Consider the following 20,236-nt stretch of genomic DNA (forward strand, 5'->3'; position numbering starts at 1 on the left):
CGGGGTAACGTGGCAGGCGCGTGAGCGAAGGCAACATCCAAGGCTACCGAGACGAGTGGTCGGGATATGCAGAGCACGGGGACCGAGACGGCGACGCCGGTGTCCTCGGGGGTCGCCGACCTGTTCCGGAACGCCGAGGCGCTCCTGGAGCAGTTGACGACGGCGCGCGGACGGATGACGGTGACCGGCGTCGTCGTCCTCCTGGCGGTGGTCGGCCTCGGTGTCGTCCTCCCGTGGCTCGTCCGCCGGTGGCGAGAGGTGTTCGCCTCGCGGTACGTCACGGGGCCCGGTGCGGACGCCATCGAGGTCGTCGGGGAGTACGTCCCGACGACGCTGTCCGGCATCGCGCTCAGGGCCGTCCAGTTGGCGGGCATCGTCGGGACGGCTCTGGCCCTGCTGATCGTCTGGGGGCTCGTCGACGTGGCGCGGTCGGTCGGAGAGTTGCTCCTGTCCGCCCTGCCGGGGATCGTCAACGTGAGCCTCACCGCGGTCCTCGTCGTCGCCGGCTACATCGCCTCGGACCAGCTCCGCGGGGCCATCCAGCGGTTCAGCGACAACGCCGACCAGGTGACCGACCACCAGGAGGAGATCCTCCTGCGCGTCAGTCAGCTAGCCCTGTTCGTCACCGTCGGCGCCGCCGTCATGACGCTATGGGGCGTGGACCTCTCGGGGCTACTGGTCGGGGCCGGGTTCCTCGGCATCGTGGTCGGCCTCGCCGCCCGGCAGACGCTGGGGTCGCTGATCGCGGGCTTCGTGCTGATGTTCTCCCGGCCGTTCACTATCGGCGACTGGGTCCAGATCGGCGACCAGGAGGGCATCGTCACGGACATCACCATCTTCAACACGCGACTGGAGAACTTCGACGGCGAGTTCGTCGTCATCCCGAACGACAGCGTCAGCGACAGCGCGGTGACGAACCGCTCGGGCAAGGGGCGCCTGCGGCTGCGGACCGACGTGGGCATCGACTACGACGACGACCCCGACCGCGCGATGTCGGTGGCCATGGACGCGATGGACCGCGTGGACGAGGTCGCCGACACCCCCTCGCCGCAGGTCGTCCCCAAGGAGTTCGGCGACTCGGCGGTCGTGCTGGAACTGCGCTACTGGATCGACAAGCCGACGCCGCCGCGGAAGTGGGGCGCCGTCTCCGCCGTCGTCCGCGAGGTCAAGGACGCCTTCGACCGGGAGGGCATCGCCATCCCCTTCCCGCAGCGGACCGTCGGCGCGCGCGAGGACGGTGCCGACGCGGACCTCGGCGTCGGTGGGGTCGAGGCGGACAGCCTCGACTAGTCGAGGCCGTCGATGATCAGGCCGAGTCCGAGCAGCCAGGAGCCGATCAGGACCCCGAGGACGCCGACGTGGAACAGCCACGTGACGCCGCTGCCCGAGAGCGGGCCCGTTCCGGCGGCGACGGCGGCGTCGATCCCGGCGGCCACCGTCGGGGCGCGGGCCAGGAGGACGCCGAACGTCACGGCGGCGAGCAGCAGCGCCGCCGTCACCGTGGCGTATCCCACCTGCACCGCGAGCGTCCCGACCTGCTCCGGTCGGACCCCGGACAGACGGCGCCCGCCAGTTCGCCGTGACATGACAACTCGTACCAATTGTAGCGACATAAACACCTGCAATACTGCGGGCGACCTGGCAACTATAGTAGAAATTGAAACTATTTACACATCGAAGGGCGCCCGAGGTGCCCCTCAAGTGTGTCATTGCGTTCGATTTCTACAGGCTGAGCAGGCCGAGTGCCGCGGGGTCGTCCGAGACGGCAGAGCCGTCTCGTGATGACGAGAGAGCTTCGCTCTCTCGAACGCGGTTACCGGACCGTCGCGCCGTCGCCGATGTGAGTCTGGTAGACGGTGGCGTCGACGCCGGCGTCCGCGAAGGCGTCGAGCATCGCGGATCCGATGGAGCGCTGGTCGGACTCGTGACAGGCGGCGATGACGGCCGGGCCGGCGCCGCTGATCGTGACGCCGGTCGCGCCCGCCTCGATGGCGGCCTCGCGGACGGCGTCGTAGCCGTCGATCAGCTTCGCGCGGGCCGGCGTCACGACGGAGTCGTACATGCCCCGCCCCACCAGTTCGGGGTCGGACCGGTGCATCCCGGTCGTCAGCGTGGCGGCGTTGCCGACGGTCTCGACGAGCTTCGAGACGTCGGTGCGCTCGGGGACCACCTCGCGCGCGTCGCGCGTCGAGACGACGATGTCGGGGAGGCAGGCAACCAGCGGGACGTCGGCCGACACCTTCGTGACGCCGTCGTCGGTGGCGATGGTAAAGCCGCCCATGATGGCCGGGGCGACGTTGTCGTCGTGCGCGTCGCCGGAGACCACCGCCTCGCCCTCGGCGGCGACGGGGACCAGTTCCTCCCGGGAGAGGCCGCGGTCGTACAGGCGGTTGAGCGCGACGGCGGCGGCCGCGGCGCTGGCGGCGGAGGAACCCAGCCCCGAAGCGGGTCGGATTCCCTTGTCGATGTGGATGTGCGCCGGGGCGTCCAGCGCCTCCGCGACGGCGCCGACCGTGTTCTTGTCGGGGTCCTCCGGGATGTACTGGCTGCCGGCGCCGGTCACCTCGATGGTGACCTCGTCGGCCTTCTCGACCCTGACGACGTCGGCCGGGCGTTCCAGGGCGACGCCGAAGACGTCGAAGCCGCTGCCGAGGTTGGCGCTGGTCGCCGGCGCCCGGACGGTCACCATGCGACCGAATTTCCGTAGTGCGGGCAAAAAGGTAGCGGACTGGTGCGGACTGTCGGCGTACTCGCCCGGTGGACCGCCCGCACTCGGGCGGTGGGACCGGTGCGGAACGAGGGCGATCCAAGCCACAAGCAATAAGCCAGCGACTGGTCATTCAGTGATACGCTTCGATGGGGACCTTCGCGTGGCCGGTGGCGGGAAGCCTGTTCGGCGGCCTCGTGGCCGTGGCCCTCGCTGCGGTCGCCTGGCGGCACCGCGAGGAGCCGGCCACAGTCCCGTTCGGGACGCTGATGGTCGCCCTCGGCGCCTGGGGGCTCTCGCAGGCGGCCCTGCTGTCGACTCGAAGCCTGGCCGCCGGCTACGCGCTGGAGGTGTTCACCGCCGTCGCGTCCGCGCAGGTCCCGCCGCTGCTGCTCGTGTTCGTGCTCGCGTACACCGGCCGCGACCAGTGGCTGCGGCCGCGATACCTCGCCGTCCTGTGGTCGGTCCCCGCCGGGTTCGCGATCGTCCGCTCGACGGCGCCGCTCCACGGGCTGGCGAGCGTGCCGGCCGACGCGACGCTCGTGACCGCCCACGGGACTACCGCCCCGTCCGTTCCGGCGGGACTGATCGCCGACGCGGAGCTGGTCTACGGCTACGTCGCGATCGGGCTGGCCTACGCGGTCCTGCTTCAGTTCGCGATGACCGCCAGAACGGTCCATCGCCGCCAGACGGCCGCCATCGCCGTCGCCGCGACCGTCGGCCTGTCGGCCGACGTGGCCACCCGGGTCGGCCATCACCTCCATCCGGAGGCCTCCCTGACTCCGCTATCGATCCCGGTCGTCGGCGTCGCCATCGGCTGGGCGCTGTTCCGCTACGACTTCCTGCGCGTCTCGCCGCTGGCGGGCGACCTGCTCGTCGACCAGCTCCCGGACCCGGTGCTCGTCGTCGACGACGGGGACCGCGTCGTCGACCACAACCGGACGGCCGAGGACCGGTTCGGACCCGCCGTCCGGGGTGACTCGCTGGGCGCGGTGGCTCCGGGCCTCTGTGACGCTCTCAGCGGCGACGAGGCGTACACCGTCCGCGGGGACGGCGGGATCACCTACTACGACCCGCAGGTGACCGCCATCGAGGACCAGCACGGGAACCAGCGCGGCCGCCTGATCGTCCTCCGGGACGTGACCGGCCAGCAGCGCCGCCAGGACCGGCTGGAGGCGCTCCAGTCCGCGACGCGGGAGTTCATCACCGCGGAGTCCGAGCGGGAGATCGCCCAGCTTGCCGTCTCCTTCGCGGACCGGGTGCTCGACGGGGACGCGGCCGCCATCTACCTGGCCGAGGGCGACGAGCTCCGCCCGGCCGCCGTCAGCGAGCGCCTCGAGCGGGAGTACGACGCGGCCGAGCTGGTCGTCGACGATCCGTCCGATCCCGTGTTCCGCGCGTACGAGACGGGGACGGCGACGACGGAGCGGCGCGCCGGCGACGCCGCGGCGAGACGCCAGCGGCTGGCGGTCCCCCTCGAGGGCCACGGCGCCCTGACGGTCGAGCGGCGCGAGGGGGCCGTCTTTCCCGCCGAAGACGAGCAGTTCGCCGAGATCCTCGCCCGGACGACGCAGGTGGCGCTCACTCAGATCGAGCGCGAGCAGGAGCTCCGCGAGAGCCGGGCGACCGTCGAGCGGCGCAGCGAGCAACTGGAGTTCTTCAACGGCGTGCTGCGCCACACGCTGCGCAACGCCCTGCTGGTGATCCGCGGGCGGGCCGAGCACCTCCGGGCGGACGTCGACGGCGGGTCCGAGGCCCACCTCGACCGCATCGTCGGGTGGTGCGACGAGCTGACCGAGCTGAGCGAGAAGATCCGGGCGATCAACGAGACCGTCACCGCGTCGGAGGCCGAGCGCCTGGAGACGATCGACCTGAGCGACCTCCTGCAGGAGCGGACCGCGACGGTGGCGGCCGGCCACGAGGGGGTGACCGTCGACTGCGACGTCGAGGACGACCTGCGGGTGCTGGCGAACGAGCTCGCCCGCGACGTGATCGAGAGCGTCGTCCGCAACGCCGTCCGCCACAACGACGCCGACCGGCCCCGCGTCTCGATCACGGCCCGCCGGGTCGCCGACCGCGTCCGGGTCGAGGTCGCCGACAACGGCCCGGGGATGACCGACGAGATGAAGGAGACGGTGTTCGAGCGCGACGTCGCCACCAGCCAGACCGCCCACGGCTTCGGGCTGTACTTCGTCTCCGTGATGATGAACCTCTACGGCGGGACGGTGTGGTTCGAGGACAATGAGCCCCGCGGCACCGTCGCGGTCGTGGAGTTCCGCTACGCCGACCGGATCGAGACGAAAGGAACATCCGGGCCGGCCTGAAACCTAGACGGCATGATAGGCGTCGTCGGCGGCGGGATCGCGGGACTGGCCGCGGCCTACCGCCTCCAGCAGCGCGGTCGCGATGTCCGGGTCTTCGAGGCCGGCGGCCAGGTCGGCGGCCTCGCGGCGACCTACGAGACGGCCGGCGACCCGATCGAGAAGTTCTACCACCACCTCTCGAAGTCCGAGCAGACCATCGTCGACCTCGCCGAGGATCTGGGCGTCGGAGACGCCGTCGAGTGGCGCGTCGGCGAGAACGCCTACTACGTCGACGGGACGGTCCACCCCATGGACACCCCCTGGGAGATACTGGCCTTCCCGCACCTCTCGATGTACGACAAGTTCCGGCTGGCGATGCTGACGCTGGACGTCGACGTCCGCGGCGGCGTCCCCTCCTTCGACACCTACGAGCGACTGGAGGACTTCGAGGACGTCCGGGCCGTCGACTTCATCCGCGAGCACACGACCGAGCGCGTCTACCGGAACTTCTTCGAGCCCCTGCTGGACGCCAAGTTCGGCGAGCGCAAGGACGAGGTCAGCGCCGCGTGGCTGCTCGGCCGGATCAAGTTCCGCGGCGAGCGGGACGTCCTCAGGGGGGAGATCCTCGGCTACTTCGAGGGCGGCTTCGGCCGCCTGCTGGACGCCCTCCTCGAAGCCGTGGGTCGGGAGACCGTCACCACCGGCGCGCGCGTGCAGGACCTCGACGTCTCCGGCGGGGCCGTCTCCTCGATGACCGTCGAGACGGCCGACGGCACCGAGACCCACGACGTGGACGGCGTCGTCGTCGCGACGATGCCCCACGTGCTGGAGGGACTGACGGGCTACGCCTGCGACATCGATTTCCAGGGGACCGTCTGCTCGGTGATCAGCATGGACGAGCCGCTGACCGACACCTACTGGCTCAACGTCGCCGACGACGCGCCGTTCGGCGCGCTCATCGAGCACACCAACTTCGTCCCGCCGGAGCGCTACGGCGGCGAGCACCTCCTGTACGCCGTCAGCTACGTCCAGGACACCGACGACCCGCTCTGGCAGCGGGACGACGACGCCGTCGAGGAGACGTGGCTGGCGGGCATCGAGGACCTCTTCCCCGGCTTCGACCGCGGGAGCGTCAACTGGATCGAGACGGCCCGAAACCCCCGGACAGCGCCCGTCTACGAGCGGGGCTACCTCGACATGGTCGTCCCCTACGACCTCTCGGCGGAGGTGGCCGACGGCGTCTACTACGCCGGGATGGCCTCCCGCGCCCAGTACCCCGAGCGCAGCCTCAACGGCGGCGTCGTCGCCGGCTTCGAGTGTGCGGATCGGATCGCCGGAGCCGGTGCGTTCGATCCCGAGGCGGACCGCGCGGCCAGCCCGTCGGACGACTGACGACGGCGAGTGCCCGTCACAGGGACTGTCGTCGCCGCGTTCTCAGCCGACCGCCGCGGCCGAACCTTTAGTCACCGCCGGTAGAATGGCCGCCATGAGGTTCGGCTACCACCACGCGAGCTTCCGCGACGACGGCGACACCGACGGGGACCTGTTCGAGGCGACCGTCGAGCGGGCACAGTGGATCGAGGACGAGGGATTCGACTTCCTCTCCCTGATGGATCACGTCTGGCAGCTGCCCGGCGTCGGCCGCCGCGACGAGCCGTTCTTCGACTGCTACACGGCGTTGCCGGCCATCGCGCGCGAGACCGACGAGGTCGAACTGAGCGCGCTGGTCACCTGTCCCCACTACCGGAACCCGGCGTACCTGGGGCGGGTACTGGCGTCCCTGGACGAACTCTCGGACGGACGGGCCGTCCTGGGTATCGGCGCCGGCTGGTACGAGGACGAGTACGAGGCGATGGACGTCGGGTACCCCGACGTCTCGACGCGCAACCGGCAGATGCGCGAGACGATCGAACTGTGCCGGACGATGTGGAACCAGGACCCGCCGGCGTCCTACCAGGGCGAGTTCTACGAACTGAACGACTTCTACTGCGTGCCCGCGCCGGACCGGGAGATTCCCGTCCTCGTCGGCGGCGGCGGCGAGCAGTTGACTCTCCGGGCGACCGCGGAGTACGCCGACCGCTGGAACATCCCGTCCGGGAATCCGGAGACGTACGCGGGGAAACTGGACGTCCTGCGAGAGCACTGCGTGGACCTCGGCCGCGACTACGAGGAAATTACCAAGACGATCGCCAACAGGACGGTCCTCCGGGAGTCGACCGAGGCGGCCCACGACGCCTACGAATCGCTGATCGCGGAGACCGAGGAGGGGGCGACGCCTCGCGACGAGTACCGCGGCGTCGTCGGGACGCCGGCCGAGGCCCGCGACCTGCTGGCCGAGTTCGCGGACGTCGGGCTGGACACCTTCGTCGCGATGCCGCCGCTGAACGATCGGCGGACCTGCGAGCTGTTCGTCGACGAGGTGATGCCGGCGTTCGAATGAGAACTGCCGCGGCCGCGGTCATCGGTCCCCAGTCGCGGCGGCTCAGTCGGCCTCAGACGCCCGGCGCGTCGCTCGCGTCCACGTCCTCGGGCTCCTCGCCGCCGCCGACGACCAGGTCGCCGTCGTCGGTCTCGACGTAGACGTCGTCGGCGAACCCGCCCTCCGCGTGGGGGTGTTCGGGGTCCGCCAGCTTTTCGGGGGTCGAAGGCGCCTCCGTGATGCCGGTCGGCGGGCGGAACTCGCCTAGCGGGTCGTCGATGGTGATGCCGTAGCGCTCGAAGAAGTCGCGGTGGCGATCGTAGTGGGGCTCGACCTCGTCGACCGGGAACTCCATCATCTCGGTCCAGCCGTGGTTGTAGAAGTCGAAGTTGGCCTGGACGTGGGTGATCTCCCGGGCCTCCGCCTCGCTCAGCCCCTCCTCCAGCGCCCGGACGTAGCTGTCCATGGTCACCTCGAAGAACTCGTGGAGGTGCTCGCGCCGTTCCTCGCGGTGGGCCTCGTCGGCCTTGTCCAGGAAGACGTTCGTGTGGAGGTCCACCAGTCGGTCGTTGACGCGCTCCCCGACCACCGGCATCGTCAGCGCCTGTTTCGCGGCCCAGTGGCGGACGTTCTGGCGGAGTTTCATGGCCGACGGTTAGCGACCGATCGCCTTCAACCTTCCCTAAGGGCGTTCCCCGTAATCGTTCACGCTCGTCAGTGAACGTCTCTGTCCGCCGCGTCCGCCCTGCAAGAATTGCCACGCGTTACGGAGATAGCAATCCACATTAGGCCCGGTCACCAAGCCTCCGTCCATGAGCACGTCGCACGTGATAATCGGGGACGGCATCGCGGGCTCCTCCGCGGCAGAGACGATTCGCGAAGCCGATCCGGACGCCGACGTCACGGTCATCACCGACGAGGGCGAGGCCCTCTACAACCGGATTCTCATCAAGGAGTTCGCGAAGGGCAAGCTGCCCGAGGCTCCTATCTCCATCCACGAGCCCGAGTGGTACGACGAGCGGGACATCGACCTCCAGCTGAACACCCACGTGACCGGCGTGGACACCGACGCTCACGAGGTCCACACGCACACGGGCGACGTCTACGAGTACGACAAGCTGCTCGTGGCAACGGGCGGAACGCCCGCCCAGCTCCCGGTCGACAACGCGGACGCCGACGGCGTCCACCACTTCTGGACGTTCCAGGACGCCCGGAACATCAAGGAACACGCCGAGCAGACCGACCAGGGCATCATCGTCGGCGCGGGCCTGCTCGGGCTGGACCTCGCGGCGATCTGCGGCGCGCAGGAGATCGACGCCCACTACCTGATGCGCGGCAACCGCTGGTGGCGCTACGCGCTCTCGCTGGACGGCGCCGAGATCCTCCACGACGCCATGCGCGAGAAGGGCGTCGAGCCCGTCTTCGAGTCCGGCGTCGACCGCTTCGAGGTCGACGACGAGGGCCACGTCGAGGCCGCCGTCGACCCCGACGGCAACCGCTACGAGGGCGACTGGGCCGGCGTCGCCATCGGCCTCGACTTCAACACCGAGTTCCTTGAGGACACCCCAGTCGAGACGGACGACGGTATCGTCGTCGACGAGTACATGCGGACCGGCGTCGAGGACGTCTACGCCGCGGGCGACATCACGCAGTTCTACGACGTCATCCTCGGCGAGCGCGCGCAGAACGGCGCCTGGGGCTCCGCCAAGGAGCAGGGCAGCGTCGCCGGCACCAACATGGTCGCCGACAGCGACGCCGAGGTCGACGGCAGCGTCGAGGAGGAGGAGGAGTTCCGCTGGGTCTCCACCTACTCGGTCACCCACTTCGACTTCCCTTTCCTCTCCTTCGGCCACCCCACCCTGGGCGACGAGGACGCCGAGCGCAAGTACGGCGAACGGGAGTGGCGTCGCCTCGCCTTCAAGGACGGCAAGCTCATCGGCGGCGTGCTCATCGGCGACCTCTCCCAGCAGTCGAAGTTCAAGAAGCTCATCCGCGAGGAGCGCCCCGTCGCGGACCAGAAGGAGATGCTGCTCGAGCAGGACGTCGACATGGACGAGCTGACCGAGGCCACGGCCGCGCAGGCCGAGTGAGCCTGATCGGACACCGGGACCGATAGCGACGGACCGACGCCCTTTTTTCCGCGCCTGACGGACGCTCTCGCATGGACGGCGGCAGCGGCGACATGACCCTCGCGTTCGAGCTGGCCGCGCTGAAGGAACTGGCGTACCCGGACGCCGTGTTCACGGACGCGCGCCAGTGGTCGGAGTACGTCGGCGTCATCTCCGAGAAGCCCACCTACGTGGTGACCAACTTCTGCCGGAAGCACCGCATCCGGCAGGACTTCTTCTCCGGCCCGCGCGGGCGCGAGGAGAGCCTGGAGAACGTCAAGGCACAGTTCGACACCGACCGGCACGTCTTCGTCGGCACGAGCGACGAGGACGCCGACCTCGCCGAGGCGGCCGGCTGGGAGTACCTCTCGGTCGAGGACGCGGCCGAGGCGGCCGACTGGGACCTGGGCGAGCCGGAACCGCCGGAGACGACTCAGGGCGGCGACCAGCGCGACGACTGGCCCTGACGGCCGGCGACGACCAGCGACGAGCGGCCCGGCCCCACGCGGGAGCGGCGCGGCAACGATCGCTCTTTTTAAACGGCACAGTCGCCTATGACCGGTAATGCCAGAACCGGGTGTCCCTGACGACGGCGACGGGGGACGCGCCTCTGAGGAAGCGCTCGGCGCGGAGGGCGAGCCAGCGGACGGCCGGGACGCCCACTCGCACGACCACGACCACGGTCACGACGACCCGGACGTGAGCGACGAGGAGCAGTCCGACGCGTCCGACTCCGACGGCGTGCTCGACCTGCCCTGCGGCGAGCGAAAGGACGTCCACGAGCTGGACATGGGCCAGCGCGAGTTCGAGTGCGCCTGCGGGGCGACCCACGCCGTGGTGATGGACGTCCACCCCCTCGCGCGGTTCGTCCCCGAATTTCTCGTCGAGATCCTCACAGAGACCATCGAGACGGACGACGACTTCGACGAGTTCACCACCGCGCACGCGATGGCCATCGTGATGGAGGAGTTCCCCGACCAGGTCGAAAGCGTCGACGTGGCCGAGGACGGCACCGTCGGCTACGCGCTGGCGTGGGCCGCCGACTTCGACTCCCGGCGACTCCACGAGGTCGTCGTCGAGCTGATCGTCGAGCTGATGGAACACGCCGTCAGCCACGCCGACGACGACGAGGTCGCCCGGCAGTTCGAGGCGGAGATGCTGGAGTTCGACGTCTCGGCGTTCGTCGAGCAGTACCGCCGCGAACGCGACCTGGAGAGCGAGCACGACACGCCGATCTGACGCCGTCCCGTACCGACACACCCCCGGACACCGAGGACACCGACCAGGGGTCTCTCAGCAATCGACGCGTGACGCGCTCTCGACCGTAGAAAGCGGGTAATCGATCGTCCGATAGGCGTGCCATCTCTCCCCGTGGTAGTGACGCACATTACGAAATCCGAAATCACTCTACGATCTTCGTACCTTTTCGCCGGGCTTATTACGATGTACGGACTCCGTTCGGATAATGACAGAGGGAGAGGACCGTACGATCCTGCTGATCGGGAGCGGCCCGATCAAGATCGGACAGGCCGCCGAGTTCGACTACTCCGGAGCGCAGGCGTGTCGCGCGCTCCAGGAGGAGGGCGCGCGGGTCGTCCTCGTGAACTCGAACCCGGCGACGATCATGACCGACCCGGAGATGGCCGACAAGGTGTACCTCGAACCCATCAACACCGAGGCCATCGCCGAGATCATCCGGAAGGAACAGCCCGACGGCGTCATCGCCGGGCTGGGCGGCCAGACCGGGCTGAACGTCACGGCCGAACTGGCCGAGGAGGGCGTCCTCGAGGAGCACGACGTGGAGATCATGGGGACGCCGCTTGACACCATCTACGCGACCGAGGACCGCGACCTCTTCCGCCAGCGGATGCGCGAACTGGGCGAGCCGGTCGCCAAGTCCACCTCCGTCACGATGGAGGAGGGCGAGGTCGTCTCCGAACTGGGCGAGGACGACCTCCGGGAGCGCGTCGACGCGGCCGTCGAGGAGGTCGGCGGCCTGCCGGTCATCGCCCGCACCACCTACACGCTGGGCGGCTCCGGCTCCGGCGTCGTCCACGAGATGGACGAGCTCCTCGAGCGCGTCCGCAAGGGCCTGCGCCTCTCCCGGAACGACGAGGTCCTCGTCACCGAGTCCATCGAGGGCTGGGTCGAGCTCGAGTACGAGGTCATGCGGGACGCCGACGACTCCTGTATCATCATCTGCAACATGGAGAACCTGGACCCGATGGGGATCCACACCGGGGAGTCGACGGTCGTCACGCCCTCCCAGGTCATCCCCGACGAGGGCCACCAGGACATGCGCGACGTCGCGCTGAAGGTCATCCGCGACCTGGGCATCCAGGGCGGCTGTAACATCCAGTTCGCCTGGCGCGACGACGGCACGCCCGGCGGCGAGTACCGCGTCGTCGAGGTCAACCCGCGCGTCTCCCGCTCCTCCGCGCTGGCCTCCAAGGCGACCGGGTACCCGATCGCCCGCGTGACCGCGAAGGTCGCGCTGGGCAAGCGCCTCCACGAGATCGACAACGAGATCACCGGCGAGACTACCGCCGCCTTCGAGCCGGCGATCGACTACGTGGTCACCAAGGTGCCGCGGTGGCCCAAGGACAAGTTCCCGGACACGGAGTTCGAGCTGACCACCGCGATGAAGTCGACGGGGGAGGCGATGGCCATCGGCCGGACCTTCCCCGAGTCGCTCCTGAAGGCGCTGCGGTCCTCCGAGTACGACCCCGCCGTCGACTGGGAGGACGTCGACGACGACGAACTCGAGTCGGAGTACCTCGAACGCCCCACGCCCGACCGCCCGTACGCCGTCTTCGAGGCGTTCGCCCGCGGCTACACCGTCGACGAGATCAACGAGCTGACCGACATCCGCGAGTGGTACCTCGAACGGTTCGAGCAGATCGCCGACGCCGCTGAGGCCGCTCAGGACGGCGACTTCCCGACCGCGGCCGAGGCCGGCTTCACCGATCAGGAGATCAGCGCCATCGGCGGCGGCGAGTTCGCGGACACCCACGCCTCCTGGCTGCCCGAGGAGGACCTCTCCGAGAAGGGCGAGGCCGAGACGCCCGCCGCCGACGGCGGGGCCGTGAGCGTCGAGGACGTCGAGACCGAGACCACCGACCGCGACTTCAAGCTGGTCGACACCTGCGCGGGCGAGTTCGAGGCGACGACGCCGTACTACTACTCCTCGCGCGACCCCCACTCGGAGCTGGACCGCGACGAGCTGCAGGTCGACCGCGACGTCGAGAGCGTCGTGGTGGTCGGCGGCGGCCCGATCCGCATCGGGCAGGGCGTCGAGTTCGACTACTGTTCCGTCCACGCGGTCCGCGCGCTGGAGGAGCAGGGCATCGAGGCCCACGTCGTCAACAACAACCCCGAGACCGTCTCGACCGACTACGACACCTCCGACGGGCTGTTCTTCGAGCCGATCACGGCCGAGGAGGTCGCCGACGTGATCGAGGCGACCGACGCCGACGGCGTGATGGTCCAGTTCGGCGGCCAGACCTCCGTCGACATCGGCCACCCGCTCGAGCAGGAACTGCAGCGCCGCGATCTCGACTGCGACATCCTGGGCACCTCCGTCGACGCGATGGACCTCGCCGAGGACCGCGACCGGTTCAACCGCCTGATGGACGACCTGGGCATCGCCCAGGCCGAGGGCGGCTCCGCGACCAGCGAGGAAGAGGCGCTCGAACTGGCCCACGACATCGGCTACCCCGTGCTGGTCCGCCCGAGCTACGTGCTCGGCGGCCGCGCGATGGACGTCGTCTACAACGACGACGACCTGAAGACCTACATCGAGGAGGCCATCCGGGTCTCGCCGGACAACCCCATCCTCGTCGACGAGTTCCTCGCCGACGCGGTGGAGCTGGACGTCGACGCCGTGGCCGACGAGGACGACGTCCTCATCGGCGGCGTGATGGAGCACGTCGAGACCGCCGGCGTCCACTCCGGTGACTCGGCCTGCATGATCCCGCCCCGCTCTCCGGAGATCAAGGAGGTCATGCCGCGCATCCGCGAAGTCGTCGAGGACATCGCCGACGCGCTGGACACGGTCGGCCTGCTGAACGTCCAGCTCGCCGTCCGCGACGGCGAGGTGTACGTGCTCGAGGCCAACCCGCGCTCCTCGCGCACGGTGCCGTTCATCGCGAAGACCACTGGCGTCCCGCTGGCCAAGATCGCCGCCAAAGTGATGGCCGGCGCCGACCTCGCCGACCTCGACTACGAGGAGCACATTCCCGAGCAGGTCTCCGTCAAGGAGGTCGTCCTGCCGTTCGACCGCCTGCCGAACTCGGACCCGCGCCTGGGCCCCGAGATGAAGTCCACCGGCGAGGTCATGGGCACCGCCGGCTCGTTCGGCAAGGCCTACCAGAAGGCCCAGCAGTCCGTCGGCAAGCCGATCCCCCTCGAGGGCACGGCCATCGTCGACCTGCCGGTGCTCGGCTTCGAGGAGCACCTCGACGTCAAGGACTTCGACGACTTCGAGGACGCCGACGCCATCGTCCAGGCCATCCAGGACGGCGAGATCGACCTGGTCGTCTCCCGCGACCGCGACGTCCTCGAGGCCTGCGTCGAGGAGGAGGTCACCTACTTCTCGACGCTGGAGTCCGCCGAGGCCGCGCTCGAGGCGATCAACTCCGCCGACGAGCCCCTGTCCGTTCAGGACATCGCCTCGCGCCCCAAGTCCCAGCGCGAGTGGGGCGACGAGTGACGCGGTAGTCCCGTAGCGCGTTCGGGTTCTCGATCCCTCGCTTCGATTTTCGTAATCCCGACCGACGAGAGGCGTCGCTACTCCGAGGGCTCGCTCTCGTCGTCTCGGACGGACTCGCTTTCGTCGTCAGAACCGCTCTCGTCGTCGACGGCGTTCTCCACGTTCGATCCGGCCTCGGAGAATTCCTCGGCGGCGTCCGTCCCCTGGTCCTCCGAGTCGAGCCCCGACGACACGTCCTCGACGTCCGGGCCCGTGCCGACGACCTCTTCGGCCGCGTCGCCGCCGGCGTGCTCGCGGTCCCCGGGATCGACGCCCGAGGAGACGTCCTCGACGTCCGGCGAGGTGTTCACGACGTCGCTCTCGTCGACGCCGCCGCTGCCGGAGCGCCGCCGCGCGACGGCGATCAGGGACCCGCCAACGGCGAGGCGGACGAGGCCCCGGAGGGGCGACCCGCTGCGGAGCCCGCGGAGGCCGCGGAGGACGAAGAGTCCTCCCACTCCCGCGGCCGCCCGCTTCGGTCCGATCCTGTCGAGGTACCGCTTCGCAGTCGCGGCGGCACCGCGACTGCCGGTCGATCCCTGTCGAGCGTCGCCGGCGACGGAGCCGCCGGAGGCGTCGTTCGTTTGACTCATTCGCGTGACTAGTTCGGTCGCGACACTCAAATCCGTGTGGGTCGCTGTGCCGGTCCGGTCGGGTCAGACCGGCTCCGCCCGGTCGGACGGGTCCGTGCCGGGGTCGTCCGGCCGGCGCTTGCGCTCGCGGCGATTCCGCCCCGACGCCGTCGGCAGGCAGAACTCGACCGTCGTCCCGTCGTCGCCGGTGTCGAAGGCGACGTCGCCGTCGGAGCACTCGACGACGGCGGTCATCAGCCAGAGCCCGACGCCGCTGGCGTGCGACAGCGGGGCCTCCTCGCGCCGCTCCAGGACTTCGAGTTCCTCGTGGGGGATGCCCGGCCCGTCGTCGGCGACCGTCACGACGACGCGCTCGCCCTCCCGGCGGCTGCGGATCCTGACGGTCGGGTCGGGGCCGGCGTTGTGCGCGACGGCGTTCTCGACGGCGTTCCTGAACGCCGCCTCTAGGTCGGTCGAGGCGCGCACCCACAGCTCCGACGGCAGGTCGACGTCGTAGGTCGCGTCGGGGTGGCACGTGCGGACCGACTCGACGCTGCTCTCCAGTAGCGAGGTCACCTCGAGGTCGATGGCCTCGGTCGGCCTCTCGAGCGTGCGCTCGATGCGGCGGGCCTTGTTGGCGGTCGTCGCCAGTTCGTCCGTCGTCTCGCTGATCGTCCGCGCCATGCGAGCCGTCTCGCCCGCCGTCCGCTCGGCGATCAGCTCGGCGTAGCCCCGGATGACCGTCAGGTCGTTGCGGATGTCGTGGCGGAACACGCGACTGAGCACCTGCTTGGCCGTCGCGAGCTCCTTCTCCCGGTGGATCAGCTCGGTCACGTCGCGGATGACGACGAGCCGACCGCGGGTGACCCCGCCGGCGGTGACGGGCGATACGGTCACCTGGAAGTGCCGTCTGTCGCCGTCGACGACGAGCGAGAGCGGGTTCTCGACCGGGCGGTCGTCGATCACGAGCTCGTCGAGCGGCTCGAACTCGGCGAACAGTCGGCGCGCCGGCCGGCCGACCGGGTCGCCGTCGGTGGGGAACAGCTCCGACGCGGCGCTGTTGACGTCGACGACCACGTCGTCGTTGTCGAGGGCCACGACGGCGTCGCACATCTCGTCGAGGGTGGCCTCCCGGAGGATGGGCGCCAGCTCCACCGTCCCGTACCGGAACAGAGCCGCCCCCCAGACGACGCTGCCGAGGAAGAACCCGACCGGACTCAGGTCGACGTGCGGCGCCGGCGGAAACGCGGCGAACGTGTCGTAGGCGAACGGGACGGTGACGAGGTGGCCGATCAGCAGCGCGATCCCCTGTCGCCGAGAGGCGCCCTCGGCCCGTAGCGCGTCCCGGGCGAGCCAGACCGCCGCTCCCTCGGAGACCAGAAACCAGTAGACGGCTGCGACGGTGAACGCGGGCCCGTGAGCGACGTCGATCGTCCCGTGGGGGGCCGTTCGAGTCGCCTCGCCCCAGATCAACGAGTGCGCGGGGTTGGTGAACGCCACGACCGAGAGCCCGACGGGGATCGCCAGCCAGACGACCAGGCGGCGCCAGGTCAGTTCGATCCACCGGCCCCGTACGTGCTCGGCGACGAGAAACGCCCATCCCAGGACCGTGACGCTGACGAAGACGACGGCGAAGCTGTTGAGCGCCCGCGCCAGGGCCGCGCTTTCGACGATCAGTCGGAGACCCACGACGATCGACCACCCGGTCCACCCGGCGACGGTGACGACGAACCCGCGCGCCCCGGGCCGCGTGAGGTTGTTCCGCGCCAGCACGAGCAGCGCGGCCGCTGGAACCGAGAGAGAGGCCAGCGCACCCCCGATGAGTTCCGGTGGTACTGCCATCCGGGCGTCCTGCTCCGTGAATACATATCGATCGACAAGTAAACACCGATAATTTCACGGAAGAAAACACAGAACGAACTCGGCTGACGGGGACGGGTGGCGAGTCGCCCGGTCGTCGGGACTGACCGCGGGCGCTCCTTACTCGTCCGCCATCGCCAGCACGTCGTCGAAGAAGCTCTTCGAGTCGTTGGGGCCGGGGTTGGCCTCGGGGTGGTACTGGCGGGTGATGACGTCCAGGTCGTCGTTCTCGAGGCCCTCCGGAGTGTCGTCGTTGACGTTGATCTGGGTGACCTCGAGCTTGTCGCCGGGGTCGGCGACGGTGTAGCCGTGGTTCTGCGTGGTCATGACCACCCGGTCGGTCCGGAGGTCGCGGACGGGCTGGTTGACGCCGCGGTGACCGAACTCCATCTTCTCGGTGTCGCCGCCGAGCGCGTTGGCGACGACCTGCTGGCCGAGACAGATGCCCGCCAGCGGCACGTCGCCGACCTTCTCCTCGACGAGTTCGCCGGTCTGCTCGAAGTTGACAGGGTCGCCGGGGCCGTTGGAGATGAACAGGACGTCGGGGTCGAGGTCCTCGACCTCCCCGGGCGTGGCGTCGTAGGGCAGGACGTGGACGATGGCGTCGCGCTCGACGAGGGACTCGACGATCGAGCCCTTGGCGCCGCAGTCGATCAGCGCGACGGACGGGCCGGTACCGTCCTCGTTGTGGACTTCGTGCTCGTCGACGCTGACCTGAGCGCCGATGTCGGTGTGGTCGGACATGTGCTTGCACTGGGCCAGCTGCTCCAGCGCGTCCTCCTCGGTCGCGTCGGGGCCGGCGGCGATGCCGCACTTCATCGCGCCCTCGTCGCGGATCTCGGTGACGATGTCGCGAGTGTCGACGTGGTCGACCGCGGGGACGTCCTCGCTCTCGAGCCACTCGGCGACGTCGTCGGTGAACTCGCGGGCGACGGACGCCCGCGGGTGGACGCGGTCAGACTCGAAGCGCTCCTCCCGGACGCCGTAGTTGCCGATCAGCGGGTACGAGAAGGTCAGGATCTGCTCCTCGTAGCTGGGGTCGGTGAGGCTCTCCTCGTAGCCTGTGTAGGCCGTCGTGAACACGATCTCGCCGCGAGCGGTGCCCGGGGCGCGAGAGCGGCCCTCGATCACGCGCTCGCCCTCCAGTGCGACGTATGCGTCCGTCATTACGAGATACGTATATTCTTCCCGCTGATAAGGATTGCTTTCGAAGTCGAGTTACGAATTTCGCAATCCTCAAGTGCGGACCGACAGAACTGTCTCACCTCCATGGACGACCTCGACCGAGAGATCCTGGGCATCCTCCGGCGGGACTCCCGAACTCCCTACACGGAGATCGCGGACAGGGTGGGCACCTCAGAGGGGACCGTCCGCAACCGGGTGGAACGGCTGATCGACGATGGCGTCATCGAGCGGTTCACTATCGCTACGCAGACGGGTAACGTCAAAGCGATGATCGAGGTCAGCGTCGACGTCGACGTCGACACCCACGCCGTCAGCGGACAGATCGCCGAGTGGCCGGAGGTCGACTTCGTCTGGCAGGTCTCCGGCGAGGAGGACATCGTCTTCGTCGCCGACTGCGCCGACACCCAGGGCGTCAACGACCTGATCACCCAGGCCCGGGAGCTCGAAGAGGTCGTGAGCACGAAGACGAGGCTGATCCTGAACGAGCAGCTGGGCGGGCAGTAGGGGCGCTACCTGTCGGTTCGCTGGCTCCGCATCTGACACTGTGTCTCTTCCGCACGCCTACCAGCTACCGTTTTCCACGAAGCCGCAACTCTTGATGTTCCAGCGACAATTTCGCCCATGCAGATTCTGCCCGACTTCCTCGCTCGGCTGCTCGGGACCTACGCGGACCTCATCTCGAACATCGGCGAGTTTCTCGTCATCGCCGTGACGCTGTACCTGACCGGGCGCCTGCTCGTCGAGACGTTCGGTCGGTGGGCGCTCGACCACTGGAACTTCGACGCCACGATGGCCGACGGGCTGATGAGCTTCTTCCGGCTGGCCGTCGTGCTACTGGCGGTGGTCGTCGGCGCCAGCGCGGCCGACTTCCGCGGGGCGCTGGCCGGGTCGGCGCTGATCGCCGGCGGCGTGACGCTCGCGATCGGTCTGGGCGCACAGGACGTGCTGTCGAACTTCGTTGCGGGCGCGTTCCTGGTGCAGGACCCCGACGTCAACATCGGCGACCGGATCCAGTGGGAGGACCAGGAGGGCATCATCGACGGAATCGACCTCCGGGTCACGCGGATCAAGACGCTCAACAACGAGGTCATCATCGTTCCGAACAGCGAGCTGTCGACGACCGTCCTGACCAACCTCACCGCGCACGACCCGGTGGGGTTCTCCTACGACTTCGCGATGCAGCACGACGAACTGCAGGAGTCGATGACGCTGATCCGCCGGGTCGCCGAGGAGCAGGAGGAACTGCTGGACACGCCGGGGCCGGTGGTCCGCGTCACGGACCTGCTGGAGTCGGAGGTGGTCGTGACCGTCCGCGCGTTCTTCCCGCAGGAGCTGCGCTCCCAGCGCGCCCGCATCCGGACGAAGTTCTTCCAGCGCGTCGTGGAGCGCTGTCACGAGGAAGGCATCGAACTGAACCAGTCGAGCATCCGGGAGCTGACCGGCGCCATCGCAGTCGGTCCGGCGGACGACGCCGACCGGATCGGCGTGGAGTCAGACGGGGGCCGGGCGGGAGCGGACGACCGGCGAGAGAGGGACTGACGGCGGGTCGGCGTCGCCGAAGCGGCGATCTCAGCGCTCGCGCTTCGCCTCGGCGGTCTCGACGTCGACGCGCGGGTCCTCCTCCAGTTCCCGCGGCGGCATGTACCCCTTCCAGCGGTGGATCGCCGCGTACAGCGGCCGCGTGACCCGATCGAGCGCCGTCTCCTTCACCACGGGTTCGACGCGGGACTCGCGGACAGCCTCGACGACGCTCTCAGGGGTCAGTTCGTCCGCGTACAGGCGGGTGAACGCCCGGCCGACCTCGACGGGGTAGTGGGCGTCGCTGCCGGCGACCATCGGGAGGTCCCGTTGCGCCGCGAGCGCGCGCACGTCGTCGTGGTTCTCCAGGTGCTTGCCGTTGATCTCGACGGCGTCGAAGTCGGCGTTGCTCCCCGGGAGCGTGCCGTTGCGATAGGGGTGAGCCATGATCGCAACGCAGTCCCGCTCGTGGGCCAGCGCGACGGTCTCCTCCGGCGTCAGCTGTCCCTGGGCCGTGGCGACCGGCGGGTCGGGCCCGACGATCAGGACGTGCCCCCGGGTCGTCGAGACCTCGATTCCCGGGATCGGCGTCACGTCGACCGTCTCGTCGTACCAGCAGTAGTCGTGGTTCGTCGTCGCGACGCCGTCGAGGCCGCGCCGGCGGGCGACCAGCGCGTGCAGGCGCGCGCCTACCGGGTCGTACGGCGTCGGCCGGCCCGGGAAGCCGTGGAAGAACCGCGTGTGGGTGTGGAGATCGACCTCGTACACGACACAACTATAGGCGCAGCTACACTTTTACCTTCGGCTCCCGTAC

Annotated in this window: 17 protein-coding genes; 10 read left to right on the plus strand and 7 right to left on the minus strand. The window is 69.3% G+C overall.

Features of this window, described 5'->3' with window-relative positions; genetic code table 11:
* Window positions 1-66: 66 nt before the first annotated feature.
* The gene (locus tag LCY71_RS03645) at window positions 67-1,290 is read left to right on the plus strand and encodes a mechanosensitive ion channel family protein (protein ID WP_225335010.1); all 1,224 of its coding nucleotides are present in this window, start codon (window positions 67-69) and stop codon (window positions 1,288-1,290) included.
* Here LCY71_RS03645 and LCY71_RS03650 read toward each other — a convergent pair.
* Window positions 1,287-1,586 carry a hypothetical protein gene (locus tag LCY71_RS03650; protein WP_225335011.1) on the minus strand — a complete coding sequence of 100 codons (300 nt, stop codon included), beginning with the start codon at window positions 1,584-1,586 and terminating at the stop codon, window positions 1,287-1,289. The genes LCY71_RS03645 and LCY71_RS03650 overlap by 4 nt on opposite strands.
* 227 nt (window positions 1,587-1,813) lie before the next feature.
* On the minus strand, window positions 1,814-2,689 hold the full coding sequence (locus LCY71_RS03655; protein ID WP_225335012.1) for a homoserine kinase: 876 nt from the start codon (window positions 2,687-2,689) through the stop codon (window positions 1,814-1,816).
* A 167-nt stretch (window positions 2,690-2,856) separates the two neighbouring features.
* On the opposite strand from LCY71_RS03655, the gene LCY71_RS03660 reads away from it, so the two are divergent.
* The 3 genes from LCY71_RS03660 to LCY71_RS03670 all read left to right on the plus strand — a co-directional run bounded on the left by LCY71_RS03660 (window position 2,857) and on the right by LCY71_RS03670 (window position 7,450).
* Window positions 2,857-5,031 carry a sensor histidine kinase gene (locus LCY71_RS03660; RefSeq protein ID WP_225335013.1) on the plus strand — a complete coding sequence of 725 codons (2,175 nt, stop codon included), beginning with the start codon at window positions 2,857-2,859 and terminating at the stop codon, window positions 5,029-5,031.
* 12 nt (window positions 5,032-5,043) lie between these two features.
* Window positions 5,044-6,402 (plus strand): NAD(P)/FAD-dependent oxidoreductase, encoded by a 1,359-nt coding sequence (locus LCY71_RS03665; RefSeq protein WP_225335014.1) that lies wholly within the window; start codon window positions 5,044-5,046, stop codon window positions 6,400-6,402.
* A 94-nt stretch (window positions 6,403-6,496) separates the two neighbouring features.
* On the plus strand, window positions 6,497-7,450 hold the full coding sequence (locus LCY71_RS03670) for a TIGR03560 family F420-dependent LLM class oxidoreductase (RefSeq protein WP_225335015.1): 954 nt from the start codon (window positions 6,497-6,499) through the stop codon (window positions 7,448-7,450).
* Window positions 7,451-7,502: 52 nt separating this feature from the next.
* Here LCY71_RS03670 and LCY71_RS03675 read toward each other — a convergent pair whose 3' ends face one another.
* On the minus strand, window positions 7,503-8,075 hold the full coding sequence (locus LCY71_RS03675) for a DUF6149 family protein (protein WP_225335016.1): 573 nt from the start codon (window positions 8,073-8,075) through the stop codon (window positions 7,503-7,505).
* 166 nt (window positions 8,076-8,241) lie between these two features.
* Between LCY71_RS03675 and LCY71_RS03680 the strand changes: the two genes are divergently transcribed.
* From LCY71_RS03680 to carB, 4 genes are all read left to right on the plus strand, one after another.
* On the plus strand, window positions 8,242-9,519 hold the full coding sequence (locus tag LCY71_RS03680; RefSeq protein ID WP_225335017.1) for an NAD(P)/FAD-dependent oxidoreductase: 1,278 nt from the start codon (window positions 8,242-8,244) through the stop codon (window positions 9,517-9,519).
* Between the two features lie 71 nt (window positions 9,520-9,590).
* Window positions 9,591-10,004 carry a DUF7124 domain-containing protein gene (locus LCY71_RS03685; protein WP_225335018.1) on the plus strand — a complete coding sequence of 138 codons (414 nt, stop codon included), beginning with the start codon at window positions 9,591-9,593 and terminating at the stop codon, window positions 10,002-10,004.
* 232 nt (window positions 10,005-10,236) lie between these two features.
* On the plus strand, window positions 10,237-10,776 hold the full coding sequence (locus LCY71_RS03690; RefSeq protein WP_225335873.1) for a DUF5815 family protein: 540 nt from the start codon (window positions 10,237-10,239) through the stop codon (window positions 10,774-10,776).
* A 226-nt stretch (window positions 10,777-11,002) separates the two neighbouring features.
* Window positions 11,003-14,248, plus strand: coding sequence for a carbamoyl-phosphate synthase large subunit (gene carB, locus LCY71_RS03695; protein ID WP_225335019.1), 3,246 nt, complete (start codon window positions 11,003-11,005; stop codon window positions 14,246-14,248).
* Between the two features lie 77 nt (window positions 14,249-14,325).
* Here the strand turns inward: carB and LCY71_RS03700 are convergent, their stop codons facing one another.
* The 3 genes from LCY71_RS03700 to carA all read right to left on the minus strand — a co-directional run bounded on the left by LCY71_RS03700 (window position 14,326) and on the right by carA (window position 17,886).
* A complete protein-coding gene (locus tag LCY71_RS03700; RefSeq protein ID WP_225335020.1) occupies window positions 14,326-14,880 on the minus strand; it encodes a hypothetical protein in 555 nt (184 codons plus the stop codon).
* A 63-nt stretch (window positions 14,881-14,943) separates the two neighbouring features.
* A complete protein-coding gene (locus tag LCY71_RS03705) occupies window positions 14,944-16,701 on the minus strand; it encodes a sensor histidine kinase (RefSeq protein ID WP_225335021.1) in 1,758 nt (585 codons plus the stop codon).
* Between the two features lie 138 nt (window positions 16,702-16,839).
* A complete protein-coding gene (gene carA / locus LCY71_RS03710; RefSeq protein WP_225335022.1) occupies window positions 16,840-17,886 on the minus strand; it encodes a glutamine-hydrolyzing carbamoyl-phosphate synthase small subunit in 1,047 nt (348 codons plus the stop codon).
* 102 nt (window positions 17,887-17,988) lie between these two features.
* Here carA and LCY71_RS03715 point away from each other — a divergent pair, with 102 nt between their 5' ends.
* Window positions 17,989-18,408 (plus strand): Lrp/AsnC family transcriptional regulator, encoded by a 420-nt coding sequence (locus LCY71_RS03715; RefSeq protein WP_225335023.1) that lies wholly within the window; start codon window positions 17,989-17,991, stop codon window positions 18,406-18,408.
* A 117-nt stretch (window positions 18,409-18,525) separates the two neighbouring features.
* The gene (locus tag LCY71_RS03720; RefSeq protein ID WP_225335024.1) at window positions 18,526-19,443 is read left to right on the plus strand and encodes a mechanosensitive ion channel family protein; all 918 of its coding nucleotides are present in this window, start codon (window positions 18,526-18,528) and stop codon (window positions 19,441-19,443) included.
* 30 nt (window positions 19,444-19,473) lie between these two features.
* Here LCY71_RS03720 and LCY71_RS03725 read toward each other — a convergent pair whose 3' ends face one another.
* Window positions 19,474-20,190, minus strand: a complete 717-nt coding sequence (locus LCY71_RS03725) for a PHP domain-containing protein (RefSeq protein WP_225335025.1) — start codon at window positions 20,188-20,190, stop codon at window positions 19,474-19,476.
* Between the last annotated feature and the right edge of the window lie 46 nt (window positions 20,191-20,236).

The organism is Halomicrobium urmianum, from assembly GCF_020217425.1.
GTDB classification, from domain to species: domain Archaea; phylum Halobacteriota; class Halobacteria; order Halobacteriales; family Haloarculaceae; genus Halomicrobium; species Halomicrobium urmianum.